The sequence below is a fragment of the Streptomyces sp. NPDC047453 genome (genome assembly GCF_040643155.1).
Lineage (GTDB): Bacteria > Actinomycetota > Actinomycetes > Streptomycetales > Streptomycetaceae > Streptomyces.
This window is the reverse complement of the sequence record NZ_JBEYTS010000014.1, coordinates 90,784-103,629: the sequence shown is the minus strand read 5'-3', so window position 1 is coordinate 103,629 and position 12,846 is coordinate 90,784. Positions and strand designations below refer to the sequence as shown.

Annotated in this window: 10 protein-coding genes and 1 riboswitch; of the genes, 5 read left to right on the top strand and 5 right to left on the bottom strand. The window is 70.6% G+C overall.

The features are described from left to right. Nucleotides 1-124 precede the first annotated feature (124 nt). Nucleotides 125-1,591 (bottom strand): PAS domain-containing sensor histidine kinase, encoded by a 1,467-nt coding sequence (locus ABZ818_RS15715; protein ID WP_361414618.1) that lies wholly within the window; start codon nt 1,589-1,591, stop codon nt 125-127. A gap of 698 nt (nt 1,592-2,289) precedes the next feature. Between ABZ818_RS15715 and nagB the strand changes: the two genes are divergently transcribed. After that, entirely contained in the window at nt 2,290-3,075 is a 786-nt protein-coding gene (gene nagB / locus ABZ818_RS15710) for a glucosamine-6-phosphate deaminase (RefSeq protein ID WP_361414509.1), read from the top strand. Nucleotides 3,076-4,063: 988 nt separating this feature from the next. Here the strand turns inward: nagB and ABZ818_RS15705 are convergent. The 4 genes from ABZ818_RS15705 to ABZ818_RS15690 form a co-directional block, all read right to left on the bottom strand. Further along, entirely contained in the window at nt 4,064-5,554 is a 1,491-nt protein-coding gene (locus ABZ818_RS15705; RefSeq protein ID WP_361414507.1) for a glycoside hydrolase family 3 protein, read from the bottom strand. A gap of 9 nt (nt 5,555-5,563) precedes the next feature. After that, on the bottom strand, nt 5,564-6,394 hold the full coding sequence (locus ABZ818_RS15700; RefSeq protein WP_361414505.1) for a carbohydrate ABC transporter permease: 831 nt from the start codon (nt 6,392-6,394) through the stop codon (nt 5,564-5,566). Beyond that, entirely contained in the window at nt 6,391-7,377 is a 987-nt protein-coding gene (locus tag ABZ818_RS15695) for a sugar ABC transporter permease (protein WP_361414503.1), read from the bottom strand. Before ABZ818_RS15695 ends, ABZ818_RS15700 begins: the two co-directional genes overlap by 4 nt. Before the next feature lie 109 nt (nt 7,378-7,486). Next, complete coding sequence (locus ABZ818_RS15690; protein ID WP_361414501.1) at nt 7,487-8,770, bottom strand: extracellular solute-binding protein; 1,284 nt, start codon at nt 8,768-8,770, stop codon at nt 7,487-7,489. 464 nt (nt 8,771-9,234) lie between these two features. Between ABZ818_RS15690 and ABZ818_RS15685 the strand changes: the two genes are divergently transcribed. The 4 genes from ABZ818_RS15685 (at nt 9,235) to ABZ818_RS15670 (ending at nt 12,633) form a co-directional block, all read left to right on the top strand. Beyond that, nucleotides 9,235-9,999, top strand: coding sequence for a GntR family transcriptional regulator (locus tag ABZ818_RS15685; RefSeq protein ID WP_141358515.1), 765 nt, complete (start codon nt 9,235-9,237; stop codon nt 9,997-9,999). Between the two features lie 143 nt (nt 10,000-10,142). After that, on the top strand, nt 10,143-10,442 hold the full coding sequence (locus ABZ818_RS15680; RefSeq protein WP_361414499.1) for a DUF3311 domain-containing protein: 300 nt from the start codon (nt 10,143-10,145) through the stop codon (nt 10,440-10,442). After that, entirely contained in the window at nt 10,439-12,049 is a 1,611-nt protein-coding gene (mctP, locus tag ABZ818_RS15675) for a monocarboxylate uptake permease MctP (RefSeq protein WP_361414497.1), read from the top strand. The genes ABZ818_RS15680 and mctP overlap by 4 nt, the downstream gene beginning before the upstream one ends. 77 nt (nt 12,050-12,126) lie before the next feature. Then, nucleotides 12,127-12,633 carry a GNAT family N-acetyltransferase gene (locus tag ABZ818_RS15670; RefSeq protein ID WP_361414495.1) on the top strand — a complete coding sequence of 169 codons (507 nt, stop codon included), beginning with the start codon at nt 12,127-12,129 and terminating at the stop codon, nt 12,631-12,633. Nucleotides 12,634-12,678: 45 nt separating this feature from the next. Further along, a riboswitch (cobalamin riboswitch) is annotated at nt 12,679-12,833 on the top strand. Nucleotides 12,834-12,846: the final 13 nt, after the last annotated feature.

The window sequence follows — 12,846 nt, the reverse complement described above, 5'->3', positions numbered from 1 at the left end:
CGCCCCCGAGCCGCAGCGCGCAGTACCCCCGATGCGCACACAAGCCGCAACGAGCGACTGGCCTCGGACCGATTTCGGTCCGAGGCTCTTTGCTGTGCGGGGTCCGATGCTGTTGCCGTGCGGGCTACTTGTGTGCTTGCACGGGAATGTCGAGGATCACCCGGGTGCCGCGCTCCGGGGCCGGCACCATGTCGAAGGTGCCGCCCAACTCCCCCTCGACCAGGGTCCGTACGATCTGGAGGCCGAGGTTGCCGGAGCTGTGCGGGTCGAAGCCGTCGGGCAGACCCACGCCGTCGTCCTGAACGGTGACGAGCAGTCGGGCCTCGCGCGAGGTGCCGCCGCGGACCGCGGAGACCTCCACCGTCCCCGTATCGCCCTCGCCGAAGCCGTGTTCCAGGGCGTTCTGCAGAACCTCGGTCAGCACCATCGACAGCGGGGTGGCGACCTCGGCGTCCAGGATCCCGAAGCGGCCGCTGCGCCGCCCGGTCACCTTGCCCGGCGAGATCTCGGCGACCATCGCCAGCACCCGGTCGGCGATCTCGTCGAACTCCACGCGCTCGTCCAGGTTCTGGGACAGCGTCTCGTGCACGATGGCGATCGACCCGACCCGGCGGACCGCCTCCTCCAGGGCCTCCCGGCCGCGTGCGGACTCGATGCGCCGGGCCTGGAGCCTGAGCAGGGCCGCCACCGTCTGGAGGTTGTTCTTGACCCGGTGGTGGATCTCCCGGATCGTCGCGTCCTTGGTGATCAACTCCCGCTCGCGTCGGCGCAGTTCGGTCACGTCCCGGAGCAGCACCAGCGAACCTATGCGGGTGCCCTTGGGCTTGAGCGGGATCGCCCGGAACTGGATCACCCCGTCGTGGGCCTCGATCTCGAACTCCCGGGGCGCCCAGCCACTGGCCAGCTTCACCAGCGCCTCGTCCACCGGGGCCCGGGAGGGGGCGAGTTCGGCGGTGGTTTCGCCCAGGTGGTGGCCGACGAGGTCGGCGGCGAGGCCGAGGCGGTGGTAGGCGGAGAGCGCGTTGGGCGAGGCGTACTGGACGATGCCGTCCGCGTCCAGCCGGATCAGGCCGTCGCCGACGCGCGGCGAGGCGTCCATGTCGACCTGCTGGTCCGGGAACGGGAAGGAACCGGCCGCGATCATCTGCGCCAGGTCCGAGGCGCTCTGCAGATACGTCAGCTCCAGCCGGCTCGGGGTGCGCACGGTCAGCAGGTTGGTGTTGCGCGCGATGACGCCGAGGACGCGCCCCTCCCGCCGCACCGGGATGGACTCGACGCGGACCGGGACCTCCTCGCGCCACTCGGGGTCGCCCTCCCGCACGATCCGGCCCTCGTCGAGCGCGGCGTCCAGCATCGGGCGGCGGCCGCGCGGGACGAGGTGGCCGACCATGTCGTTCTGGTAGGAGGTGGGTCCGGTGTTGGGCCGCATCTGGGCGACCGAGACGTACCGGGTGCCATCCAGGGTGGGGACCCACAGGACCAGGTCGGCGAAGGAGAGGTCGGAGAGCAGCTGCCACTCCGAGACCAGCATGTGCAGCCACTCGAGATCGGAGTCGTCGAGCGCGGTGTGCTGGCGTACGAGTTCGTTCATGGAGGGCACGTCTGCGAGCGTACCCGGGCGTTTGTACGGTCCTGAAATAAGCGGAGACGCCGGGCCCCGGAGACACCCGCGGGCCGCGGCGCCTGAGAGGGACCCTCAACCCTCCCGGCACCGCAGCCCGGAGCAGCATCGGCCGCGGGCGTGCGGTCCCGGTCGGCCGAAGGATGAGGAACCGAAGCAGTCAGGGCAGAGAGCTCCGGATCCTCGGTCCGCCTTCCTGTGCGGGGAAGACGGAGGCTCGTGCGTTCACCTGTCGTGCGCGGGCGGTGCCGCGCGCGTGCGCTCTTCTAGACGTCTCACAGCATTCTGGACTAGACCACTTGCCCTGTCCATGTGCGGGACGGCGGTTGTTGTGTTTTCTTCACCGAACGACCGGTCGGGACGGAGTCGGGCCGGCCTGCCGACCGGATCTCCCGGCACGCTCCCCGCAGCCTAGCCCGCCCAGCTCGGCGGCGGGGCCGGATGGCGCGGTGGATTTCCGTGAGCGCCTCGACTCCCCCGGCTCACGCCGTCGCACGCCGGTCGCGATCCCCCCGGGCTGCCGTCCCCACCGCCTCGGGCACGCGGGCGGAGGAGTACCGCACGGACGGGCCCGACTCTGTTAGATTGGGCTTGGATTGGTCTAAACCACACGACCCCCGTTGTCGGGTCCGTCCCCTCCAGATCCTCCTCAGATCGGCAGGCCCAGCGTGGAAGTTGTCATCGTTCCGGATGCCAGAGCGGGCGGCGAACTCATCGCCGAGGCGATGGCGCGGCTGCTCCGGCGCAAGCCCGACGCCCTGCTCGGCGTGGCCACGGGCTCCACTCCCCTGCCCGTGTACGAGGCGCTGGCGGCCAAGGTGCGCTCCGGCGCCGCGGACATCTCGCGGGCGCGGATCGCCCAGCTCGACGAGTACGTGGGGCTGCCCGCCGACCACCCCGAGTCCTACCGCTCGGTGCTGCGCCGGGAGGTGCTGGAGCCCCTCGGCATCGGGATGGACGCCTTCCTCGGGCCCGACGGCACCGCCGAGGACGTCCTGTCGGCCTGCGCGGCCTACGACCGGGCCCTGGCCGAGGCCGGCGGCGTCGACCTGCAACTGCTCGGGATCGGGACCGACGGGCACATCGGGTTCAACGAGCCGTGCTCGTCGCTCGCCTCGCGCACCCGGATCAAGACCCTGACCGAGCAGACCCGCGCCGACAACGCGCGCTTCTTCGACGGCGATGTCGACCAGGTGCCGCACCACGTCATCACGCAGGGCATCGGGACGATCCTGGAGGCGCGGCACCTGGTGCTGCTGGCCACGGGCGAGGGCAAGGCGGACGCGGTCGCGGCGACCGTCGAGGGCCCGCTGGCCGCCGTCTGCCCCGCCTCGGCCCTTCAGCTCCACCCGCACGCGACGGTCGTCGTCGACGAGGCCGCCGCGTCCAAGCTGAAGCTCGCCGACTACTTCCGCCACACGTACAACAACAAGCCGGACTGGCAGGGTATTTAGCCACTCGCGCGGCCCGATCCGCGGCGACGCCGGCCACCCCGCAGGGGGCGGCCGGCGTCGCCGCGTCGACAGCCGTAAGGCGTGGCGGGGGCGGCCTCACACGCATGGTGCCGCCACGGCGGCGGGCGTGGCGGGGTCACAACCGCGGCAGCGGGCAGTCCCGAGGCACGGCAGCGCCGGGCGACCGTCCCGCCGGCTGGGCGCCGAGCGGGCCGGCGCCGCCCCGCCCCCACCTCGCCACGGAAGCCCGAGCCGGCACGCCCGGGTCGGCCGGGGAGGAATCCCGGCGCGGGTCGGCCGGCACGCCGGGCTCCCGACCCTGCGAAAGGCCTCGCGGAACAGATCCCAGGCGGCCACTGCCCAGGTCAGCCGGAAGGGAACACCTCCCCGCTCCGGGCCCTGCGAAAGGCCTCGCGGAACGGGTCCCAGGCGGCGACCGCCTGGGACAGCCGGAAGGGCACATCCCCCCGCTCCCGGCTCTGCGGGCCACCTCACCGGCCCGGTCCCGGGCCACGACCGTCCACGTCGCCGAGGGAGAAGCACCTCCCCGCTCCCGGCCCCGCGAAAGGCCTCGCGAAACGGGTCGCAGGCGGCCACTGCCGGGTCGATAGGGGCAGATGCCACCCCCTCCGGGCGGTGGGCCCGGTCCCAGGCAGTAGCCGCCCGGTCGGCCGGGGCGAATGCCCCGCCCCGGGCCCCGGGGGGCCACCAGGCGGCGCCCACCCGGGCTCGCCGGGGCCAAAACCACCGCGCAACGCCTCCCGGGCCGGGCCCAGGCAGCGCCCGCTCGGGTCCGCCCCGAAGAACACCTCCCGGCTCCCGGACCTGCGGAAGGCGTCGCGGACCGGGTCCGCAGGGACCAGTACCGCCCCGCTCCTGGCCCACCGGGGCGCCGCTGTCTGCTGTGTGTCACCGGTGGTGCGCCGGGAGGTCACGGACCCGGGCGGTCGAGTGGCCGACAGCGGCGGTGTGGGCGCCGGCAGGCGGTTCACCCGCCCGTGATGGCCTCCGCCGCTGCTCGGCCGCAGACGCGGGCCGCGCCGTGGGTGGCGATGTGGAGGGCGCCTCGTGGGGGCGCCTGGGGGACGCCCATCTCGACGATCACCGTGTCGGGGCGGGCCGTGAGCAGGGTGTCCAGGGCGGCCGCCATCCAGGGGTGGCGGTGCTCGTCGCGGACGACGGCCACCACCCGCCGGGTGCCGGCCTCCTGAAGGGCCGCGCGGCCCGCGTCCTCGCCGGCGAAGCTGCCCGTCCGGGTGCCCGGCAGGAGGCGGCAGAGCTCGGCGGCCACGCCCCACGGAGTCTCGTCGCCGACGGCGATGTTGGCGACGGGGGTGAGGGCGGCGACGTAGGGCGGATCCGTGAGCGGGGTGAAGTCCTCCGCGGCGGTGACGCGCAGCGCGCGCCGGGCCGCCCGCAGCCCGACCACCGGGTCGGCGTCGCCGCGCGTCCCGGCCGGGCCCGCGGCCGCGGTGGTCCAGCGGGCTAGGGCGCGGACCCGGTCGGCCGCGTCCGCCAGCCGCTCCTCGGGCAGTTCGCCGGAGCGGACCGCGGCGACCAGGGCGTCGCGCAGACCGGTCACGGTCTCCTCGTCGGCCAGTCCGCCGCCCACGCAGATCGCGTCGGCCCCGGCGGCGATGGCCAGGACGCTGCCGCGCCGGAGGCCGTAGTTGTCCGCGATGGCCCGCATCTCCATGCCGTCGGTGACGATCAGGCCCTCGTAGCCGAGTTCGCCGCGCAGGAGGTCCGTCAGCACCCGGCGGGACAACGTTGCCGGAAGGTCGGGGTCCAGGGCCGGCACCAGGATGTGGGCACTCATCACGGCCTTGCTGTCGGCGGCGATCGCCGCGCGGAACGGGGCCAGTTCGCGCTCCTGGAGCACCTCGGCGCCCACGTCGATGCGGGGCATCGCGTGGTGGGAGTCCACGGCGGTGTCGCCGTGCCCGGGGAAGTGCTTGGTGCAGGCGGCGACCCCGGCGGACTGGAGGCCGGTGACGTAGGCGGCGGTGTGCCGGGCGACCAGGTCGGTGGCGGCCCCGAAGGACCGTACGCCGATGACCGGGTTGCCGGGGTTGGAGTTGACGTCCGCGGAGGGCGCCCAGTTGAAGTTCACTCCGCACACGGCCAGCCGCCTGCCGAGTTCGCGCGCGACGGCCTGGGTCAGTTCCACGTCGTCCACCGCGCCCAGCGCGTGGTTGCCGGGGAAGCTGGAGCCGGTGCGCACCTCCAGACGGGTGACGTCGCCGCCCTCCTCGTCGATGGCGACCAGAACGTCCTCGCGTTCGGCGCGCAACTGGGCGGTGAGGGCGGCCAACTGTTCGGGCGAGGCGATGTTCCGGCCGAACAGGCCGACCGAGGACAGGCCCTCGCCCAGGCGCCGGAGCAGCCAGTCGGGGGCCGTGGTCCCGGTGAAGCCGGGCTGGAGGACGGTCAGCGCGTCGCGGGTGAGTGTGTCGGTGCCGCTGGCGATTGTCGTCATCGGGTGGCGTTATCCCTTCACGGCGCCCGCGGTCAGGCCGCTGACAGCCTTGCGCTGGAGGTAGACGAAGAGGATCAGGATCGGGACGGCGAAGAGGGAGGAGGCCGCCATGGTCGCGCCCCAGTCGTCGCCGAACTGGGTCTGGAAGCTGGACAGCCACAGCGGCAGCGTCTTGGCCTCGATGTCCTTGTTCAGCACCAGGACGAGGGCGAACTCGTTCCAGGCGGTGATGAAGCCGAACAGCGAGGTGGCCATCAGGCCCGGGGCGAGCAGCGGCAGGATGACCCGGCGGAAGGCCGTCATACGGGAGCAGCCGTCCACCATGGCCGCCTCCTCCAGTTCCTTCGGCACGGCGGCGACGAAGCCGCGCAGCGTCAGGATGGTGAAGGGCAGGATCATCATCGTGTAGAAGAGCGTCAGGGGCACGAGGCTGTTCAGCATCGACGCGTCCCGCACGATCATGTAGATGGCGATGATCATGACTTCCCAGGGCGCCATCTGGGCCAGCATGAAGCCGATGACGAAGCCGCGCCGCCCCTTGAACCGCATCCGCGCCAGGGCGAAGGAGCCGGCCAACGCGATGATCAGCGAGAAGACGACGGCGAGGACCGTGACGGTCACCGAGTTGGTGACGTACGTCCAGAAGTGGTCGACCTGTGTCGCCGTCCTGAAGTGTTCGAAGGTGAAGTCGACGGGGAACCAGACCGGGTCCTCGGAGATGATGTCGCCGGTCGGCTTGAACGCCGTGGAGAACATCCAGTACACGGGGAAGACGAAGCCGATGAACAGGACGACGGCCATGGCGTTGGGCCACAGGCGGCCGAAGAGCGAGCGCTTCACAGCTCGTCCTCCTCTTGCTTGAGCACGATCCTGAGGTAGTAGGCGGTCAGCCCGAGCAGCATCAGGATGGTCAGGACGGCGATCGCCGCACCCATGCCGTAGTGCTGGTTGCCGATGCCCTCGATGTAGGCGTAGACGGGAAAGATCTCGGTGAGCCGGTCCGGGCCGCCGTTGTTGATGAGAAGGACCTGTGCGAACGCCTTGAAGACCCAGATGATCTCCAGGAAGGTCGTCGCGTAGAGGAAGGGCCGCAGGTACGGCAGGGTGACCGTGGTGAAGCTCCGCCAGGCACCGGCGCCGTCGAGGGATGCCGCCTCGTACAGCTCGGCGGGGATGGTGGTGGTCGCCGCGTACAGGTTGATCGCGACGAACGGGATGGACCCCCACACGATCAGCGCGGTGATGACGAAGAACGTCGACATCTGGCTGCTGGTCCAGCTGTAGTCGGCCATCGAGTGCCAGCCGAGCTTGTCCAGCACCCAGTTGACGACACCGAAACGCTGGGCGAACAGCCACTGGTAGACGGTGCTGGCCGCCACGATGGGCATGGCCCAGGCCAGCACCAGGCCGATCAGCAACGCGAACCGCATGCGCTTGCCGAGGCGGGCGAGCAGCAGGCCGATCAACGTGCCCAGGACCATGATCAGGGCGACGTTGACCGCCGTGAACAGGACCGAGCGGAGGGTGACTCGCCAGAAGTCCTCGCTGGTGAGGGTCTCCTTGTAGTTGTCGACGCCGTTCCACTCGGTGACGTGCTGGATCAGCTGCGTCATGTTGAGGTTCTGGAACGACAGCAGGAAGTCCTTCAGCAGCGGCCAGCCGAGCAGCAGCGCGGTGGCCGCGCAGGCGGGCAGCAGCAACAGATAGGGGGCCGCCCCGCCCCTGCGCGAGGCGGCTCGCGGTGTCGGACCGCCGGATGCCCGGCCGTCCGCCCTGCGGGCGTCCACCGGGCCTGAGGGCGGCCGTTCGGTCTGCACGGTCATGCTCGCGATCTCTCTTCTCGGCCGAGGGGCCCTAGGTACGTCGACCCGCGTACAGGTGCCGGGGCGGGGCCGTCCGTCGTACGGCTGCCCCGCCCCGGCTCACCCGGTGCTACTGCTTCTGCGCCAGGCGCTTGTTGAACTCGCCCTCGACCTGCTTGGCGGCCTCGGCCGGGGACTTCCCGTTCAGCACGGCGGTCATGTATGCCTTGACCGGGTTCGGATCGTTCTCCACCGCGGCCCACTCCGGGATCAGCGGCGTGGTGCCGCCGCCAGCGGCGGCCGGGGCGGCGGCCTCGGCGACGGCGTTGCCCTGGAGGTTGCTCTGCAGCGACTCCTTGTTGGGGATGACGCCGTTCTCCTTGGCGAGCTGACCCTCGTACTGGTCGGACAGGGCGATCTTCAGGAACTCCCGGGCGAGTTCCTGCTTCTTGCTGCCCGCGGCGACGGCGAGGTTGGAGCCGCCGAGGAAGACGCCCTCGGGCTTGTCGGCCGTGACGCCCGGGATGGTGAAGTAGCCGATCTCCTTCTCGATCTTCGGGTTGGCCTTGATCGCGATACCGGCCTCCCAGCCCATGCCGATGAAGGCGCCGACCTTGCCCTTGGCGAAGACCTCGCCCTGCTGCGGGTTGGCCTCGTCCTTGTCCTTGGGCGCCTTGGACAGGGCCTGGAACTTCTTGTAGGTCTCCATGGCGGCGGCGACCTTCGGGTCGGCCAGGTTGGAGACGTACTTGTCGCCGTCCTTCTTCACCAGCTCGCCGCCCTCGCCGACCACCAGGCCGACGAAGTGGTACCAGTTCTGGCCGGGCAGGTAGATCGGCTCGGCACCGGTCTTGTCACCGACCTTCTTGAGGTCGGCGTAGAACTCGTCGCGGGTCTTGGGCGTGTCCTTGATGCCGGCGTCGGCCCAGAGCTTCTTGTTGTAGAGGACGACACGGTTGGCGAAGTACCACGGCGCCGCGTACTGCTTGCCGTCGAAGACGGACGAGTTGTTGAGGGACGCGGTCCAGTCGCCGCCGATCGAGGACTTCAGGTCCGCGAGGTCGGCGAGGCCTCCGGTCTTGGCGTAGGCCGGGGTCTGGGTGTTGCCGACCTCGAAGACGTCCGGCGGGTTCTCCTCGGACAGGGCGGTGGTCAGCCTCTGCTGGATGCCGTCCCACTGCTGGATCTCGAACTTGACCTTCGCCTTGGTCTTGGCCTCGAAGGCCGCGGTGACGTCCTTCTGCCACTGGTCCGGGGACGAGCCGTCCATCACCCACACGGTGAGCGTCTGGCCGGCGTAGCCGTCCTTGCCGCTCTTGGCCTTGTCCCCGTCGTCGCCCTTGCCGCCCCCACACGCCGCGACGGAGACCATCATGCCCGCGATACCGATCGCGGCTACCAGCTTGCGCTTCACGCCACCCTCCTCAGGGATGCCACAAACCCCCCTGCCTCCCCGCGGTTGAGCGACATCCGAGCGTCGGCGCGTAACCGCCCGTGGGGCCGGGACCTGGACCAATGGTGTAGACCAGTACGGGGAGCTTGGCCCAGACCAATAGGGCTGTCAAGAGTGCGCCGACCCGCTCACGTGGTCCGTTATGCGACCGCGATATGCAGGGACCTTTCATTGTTCGTCCGGCAAAATGGACGCCCGCGTTCCACTGGACCAGTGGCGGTCGCACGCGGCCTGCCGGCCGCCCTGGCCAGGTGGACCACCCGCCCTGGCCGGGGCGATGGACTAGACCAGCCGGAGTCGCAACGGTATACAGAGGAGATCACGGAGCGTACGGGTGACCACCCGGCACGCGAAGCCGTGCCACGATGTGAGCCGGGGCCGACGGGACGTCGGCCGCTTCGGCACTGGAGCCGGGAAGGCGGAGCATGAGCACCGACGTCAGCAGTGCGGAGAACGAGGGTGGGGCGACCGTCCGTACCGCGCGCGTGCCCAAGTACTACCGCCTGAAGAAGCACCTGCTCGACATCACGCAGACGCTGCCGCCGGGCACTCCGGTCCCGCCGGAGCGGACCCTGGCGGCCGAGTTCGACACCTCGCGCACCACGGTGCGGCAGGCGCTCCAGGAACTCGTCGTCGAGGGCCGGCTGGAGCGCATCCAGGGCAAGGGCACCTTCGTCGCCAAGCCGAAGGTCTCCCAGGCACTGCAACTGACCTCCTACACCGAGGACATGCGCGCCCAGGGCCTGGAGCCGACCTCGCAGCTGCTGGACATCGGCTACGTGACCGCCGACGACCGCCTGGCCGAGTTGCTCGACATCACCGCCGGCGGGCGCGTGCTGCGCATCGAGCGGCTGCGCATGGCCAACGGCGAGCCGATGGCCATCGAGACCACTCACCTGTCGGCCAAGCGCTTCCCCGCGCTGCGGCGCAGCCTGGTGAAGTACACCTCCCTCTACACCGCCCTCGCCGAGGTCTACGACGTCCATCTCGCAGAGGCCGAGGAGACCATCGAGACCTCGCTGGCCACTCCGCGCGAGGCGGGCCTGCTCGGCACCGACGTGGGCCTGCCGATGCTGCTGCTCTCCCGGCACTCCCTGGACCGCGAGGGCCGGCCGGTGGAGTGGGTGCGGTCGGTGTACCGCGGGGACCGCTACAAGTTCGTGGCGCGTCTCAAGCGGCCACAGGAGTAAGGGTCCTGTGATGGCGTAAGAATCTCGTGGCGGTCCGCGGCGTCATGCGCGCGAGGGATTCCGCACCTGTGACACCGTGACCTAGATTGCCTGCGCACTGCACGGACGCTCGCCGGTGATCAGCTAGGGGACGGAGTCGCCACATGTCGAATGCCCCGGAAGCCACCAGAGCGGTGGTGACACCCTTACGGGTCGTCATCGCCCTCTGCCTCGTCGCCCCCTTCGTGGCGCTGCTGTGGGTGGGGTCGTACGCGAAGACGGATCCGGTGTTCACAGGGATCCCGTTCTTCTACTGGTACCAGATGCTGTGGGTGGTCCTCTCCGCGGCCCTGACGATGACCGCATACCGGCTGTGGCTGCGTGATCAGCGCGCCGCCCGGGCCTCGCGGGCCGCGCGGACCGCCCCTGCCGCCACGCCCGAGGACGGGGGTGCGGTCAAGTGAAGGACGGTGTCAACGGCGTCGCGCTCGGCGTCTGCGTCTTCTTCTTCCTGCTCGTCACCGTCATGGGCTTCCTGGCCTCGCGCTGGCGCCGTGCCGAGAACGAGCACAGCCTGGACGAATGGGGCCTGGGCGGCCGGTCGTTCGGCACCTGGGTGACCTGGTTCCTGCTCGGCGGCGACCTGTACACCGCCTACACCTTCGTGGCCGTGCCGGCCGCCGTCTACGCCACGGGCGCGGCCGGCTTCTTCGCGGTGCCGTACACGATCCTGGTCTACCCGCTGATCTTCACGTTCCTGCCGCGGCTGTGGTCGGTGTCCCACCGGCACGGATACGTGACCACCTCGGACTTCGTCCGCGGCCGGTTCGGCTCCAAGAGCCTGTCGCTGGCGGTGGCGCTCACCGGCATCCTCGCGACCATGCCGTACATCGCGCTCCAACTGGTCGGCATCCAGGCCGTGCTTGACGTGATGGGCGTCGGTGGCGGCGACAGCACCCACTGGTTCGTGAAGGACCTGCCGCTGCTGATCGCCTTCGGTGTGCTGGCGGCCTACACCTACTCGTCGGGACTGCGCGCGCCCGCGCTGATCGCGTTCGTGAAGGACACCCTGATCTACATCGTGATCGCGGTGGCCATCATCTACATCCCGATCAAGCTGGGCGGCTTCGGCGAGGTGTTCGCCAAGGCGGACCAGAAGTTCAGCGAGTCGGGGACGGGCGGCCTGGTGCCGGCGGCGGCCGGCCAGTGGACGTACGCCACGCTGGCCCTGGGCTCCGCGCTCGCGCTGTTCATGTACCCGCACTCGATCACCGCGACCCTGTCCTCGCGCAGCCGCGAGGTGATCCGCCGCAACACCACGATCCTGCCGCTGTACTCGCTGATGCTGGGCCTGCTCGCCCTGCTGGGCTTCATGGCGATCGCGGCGGGCGTGCAGGTGAAGAACGGCCAGCTGGCCATTCCGCAGCTGTTCGAGAACATGTTCCCGGACTGGTTCGCGGGCGTGGCGTTCGCGGCGATCGCCATCGGCGCGCTGGTGCCGGCGGCCATCATGTCGATCGCCGCCGCGAACCTGTTCACCCGCAACATCTACAAGGACTTCCTCCGCCCGCACGCGACGCCGAAGGAGGAGACCCGGGTCTCCAAGATCGTGTCGCTGCTGGTCAAGGTGGGCGCGCTGGTCTTCGTCCTGACCATGGACAAGACGGTCGCCATCAACTTCCAGCTGCTCGGCGGCATCTGGATCCTGCAGACCTTCCCGGCCCTGGTCGGCGGCCTGTTCACCCGCTGGTTCCACCGCTGGGCGCTGCTGGCGGGCTGGGCGGTCGGCATGGTCTACGGCACGGTCGCCGCCTACGGGGTCGCCTCGCCGACGCAGAAGCACTTCGGCGGTTCGGCGAAGGAGATCCCGGGCATCGGCGAGATCGGCTACATCGGCCTGACGGCGTTCGTGCTCAACGCGGTCGTCGCGGTGGTCCTGACGTTCGTGCTGAGGGCGGTCAAGGCGCCTCAGGGCGTGGACGAGACCCGGCCGGAGGACTACACGGCGGACGCCGGCGACCCGGGCGTCGAGGTGGAGCTCCCGCCGACCACGGCGGCGGCGCCGCACTGACACCCGGGAGGGGCATCCCACGGGCCGCCGGAGAAATCCGGCGGCCCGCTGCCGTGCCCGTGCGGCACACTCGGGCCATGGACATCGCGATCCGGCCGGTGGAACCCGGCGAGTACGGCACCCTCGGTGAGATCACCGCCCAGGCCTACCTCCGGGACGGGCTCCTCGACTTCGGCGAGAGCGACGAGTATCTCGGCGAGCTGCGGGACGTGGCCAAGCGGGCGGCCGCGGCCGAGGTGCTGGTGGCGGTGGCGGACGGGACGGTGCTCGGCGGCGTGACCTTCGTCCCCGGCACTGGCCCCATGGCCGACCTCGCCGGTCCCGGGGAGACCGAGATACGGATGCTCGCGGTCGCCCACACGGCGCGCGGCCGAGGCGTCGGCGAGGCCCTCGTACGGGCCTGCCTGGACCGGGCACGGGCCGTGCAGGGCTGTGTCCGCGTGGTGCTGTCCACCCAGGGCACCATGCACACCGCCCACCGCATCTACGAGCGTCTGGGCTTCGTCCGCACGCCGGGCCGGGACTGGAACCCCCTCCCGCACCTGGACGACATCATGCTGCTCACCTACGAGTTGACATTCTGACACGTTCCGGAGTCGACGCGGCACAACATATGGGGGTGCCCGACTCACTCAGCACAAGATGTATGCTCGTGCTCACTGTCGCCGCAGGGGAATCCGGTGCGAATCCGGAACTGTCCCGCAACGGTGTACTCGTGCACGTATGCCCCCATGGGCCGCCACGAGCGTCAGTCCGAGGACCTGCCGACAGTGCGCCCGGCCGTCCGGTCCGGGTGC

Bases quoted from the DNA above. Each gene is read 5' to 3' on its own strand.
- ABZ818_RS15715 (WP_361414618.1), bottom strand. From the start codon at position 1,591: ATGAACGAACTCGTACGCCAGCACACCGCGCTCGACGACTCCGATCTC.
- ABZ818_RS15705 (WP_361414507.1), bottom strand. From the start codon at position 5,554: ATGACGACAATCGCCAGCGGCACCGACACACTCACCCGCGACGCGCTG.
- ABZ818_RS15695 (WP_361414503.1), bottom strand. From the start codon at position 7,377: ATGACCGTGCAGACCGAACGGCCGCCCTCAGGCCCGGTGGACGCCCGC.
- ABZ818_RS15685 (WP_141358515.1), top strand. From the start codon at position 9,235: ATGAGCACCGACGTCAGCAGTGCGGAGAACGAGGGTGGGGCGACCGTC.
- ABZ818_RS15680 (WP_361414499.1), top strand. From the start codon at position 10,143: ATGTCGAATGCCCCGGAAGCCACCAGAGCGGTGGTGACACCCTTACGG.
- ABZ818_RS15670 (WP_361414495.1), top strand. From the start codon at position 12,127: ATGGACATCGCGATCCGGCCGGTGGAACCCGGCGAGTACGGCACCCTC.